Source organism: Nocardioides sp. NPDC057772 (genome assembly GCF_042798075.1).
Lineage (GTDB): Bacteria > Actinomycetota > Actinomycetes > Propionibacteriales > Nocardioidaceae > Nocardioides.
Window position 1 is genome coordinate 1 of sequence record NZ_JBHVKN010000381.1, and the last position, 1,652, is coordinate 1,652.

The following is a 1,652-nucleotide window of genomic DNA, read 5'->3' on the forward strand; positions in this document are numbered from 1 at the left end:
CAACCGAGTAGTGCGCCAGGCGGCGTAGAGGAAGAGCAGCACCAGCAGGCTGTTGCGCCAGGCCAGCACCTCGGTGATCCAGGGTGAGCCGATGTCGTCGAAGGTGAGCATGTAGCCGTACATTCGCGGGAAGACCTCGTGGGTCAGCAGCGTCACCGCGATCAGGACGACCGACCAGATCCCGAGCTGTCGGCGGGCCCGGCCGTGGAGCAGGACCAGGCCGGCGGAGGCTGCGGGGAGCAGCCAGAGCATGTACTGAGGGCTGAGCACCTTGTTGGTCACCAGGAACGCGGCCACGGTCGCGAGCACCAGCCACACGATCGCCTCCTCGGCCTTCTCGCCACTGGGGAGACGAAGCCAGGCGAGCACCCACCAGACGATGACGAGCGCGGCGGCGACCACGGAGGCGACCGTCGCGGCGAGGAGCGACGCCTCGACCAGCGGCCCGCTGATGTCGTACGCCTTCCACTCGGTGTAGTCGATCGCGTAGCCGCTCGCCGGGCCGCCGTGGCCCCATACGAACATCGCCGGCGTCGCGAAGACCGACTCGATCTGCAGGCCCCGCTCGCTCTGGTAGTTCAGCGGCGTCCAGAGCCGGTCCCAGCCACCCAGGACAAGGCTAAGGCCGGCCAGAGCGAGGCCGGTGACGCCGACGGTCAGGATCACGCCTCGGCGGGCGGCGCGGTTCGCGGCGAGGGCCGGGATCACCAGGATCGGCCAGTACTTCGCACCGGTCGCGAACGCCGCGAACGCTGCCGCCACCCTCGGTCGCCTCGCCGCGTAGAGCACCGCCAGACCGACCATGATCCCGGGAAAGAGATCGAAACGGGCGTACGCCGTCGCCCCCAGCGCCGGCACCGCGGCCAGCCACATCGCCTCGGCGCCCGAGATCCCGAGCCTCGGGTGTTCGCCGCGGCGGTTGCGCACGATCAGCGCCATGAAGAGCAGGTCGGTCAGGGCGGCCATCGCCAGCACCGCCACGATGTAGGCCTCGCCGCCGAGGCGGAGCAGGTCGATCGCGGCGTACGGGATCCAGAGCAGCAGCAACGCCGGCACCGGATACTCGACCAGCGCCCCCGCCACTCCGTCCTTCGCCAGCGCGTCGAGGCTGTCGCGGTAGTAGTTGACGTCGCCGACGACGCCCCACTCCACGCCCCACCAGCCGACGAGGCCTTCGGCTGCCGCCGGGAACCCGTACAGGATCACCACCCATCCCCGGGTCACCAGCCAAGCCAGGGTGACCAGGAGATATCGCCGAGAGAACGTGATCACGCAGCGATCATGACATTGCGATCCGCGTCAGCGGGGCAGGCCGCTGGCGCGCCAGGCGTTGGGGCCGGGGTGGAGCGGTGTGCGCAGCTGGGGGGTGGCCCAGAGGGAGCGCGGCTTCTTCTTGGGTGCCTCGCCGGCCGATCCCATCGCGGCGAAGACGGCCACGATCGCGGCTACGTCCTCGGGGGTGGCGTTCTGGTCGATGACCTTGAGCAGGGGCTTCTGCTCCTGGTTGTCGGTCATTCCGTGACCGCCTTTCGTTTCTTAGTTCGCCTTACGTCGGGCTTTCGCCGAGTCGGCGCAAGCCGGGCCACGCTTCGCTGCGGTCCGGTTGCGCCGGCTCGCCCAGATGCTCGCCAACTCCGGCGCGCGGGGCCAGG

2 protein-coding genes are annotated in these 1,652 nt (G+C 69.9%); both read right to left on the reverse strand.

Going from position 1 to position 1,652, the window contains the following annotated elements; translation table 11 throughout:
• A partial coding sequence (locus ACFVJS_RS27875) for a hypothetical protein (RefSeq protein ID WP_378886787.1) occupies positions 1–1,272 on the reverse strand: 1,272 nt, incomplete at its 3' end.
• A 27-nt stretch (positions 1,273–1,299) separates the two neighbouring features.
• Entirely contained in the window at positions 1,300–1,515 is a 216-nt protein-coding gene (locus ACFVJS_RS27880) for an acyl-CoA carboxylase subunit epsilon (protein WP_378886788.1), read from the reverse strand.
• Between the last annotated feature and the right edge of the window lie 137 nt (positions 1,516–1,652).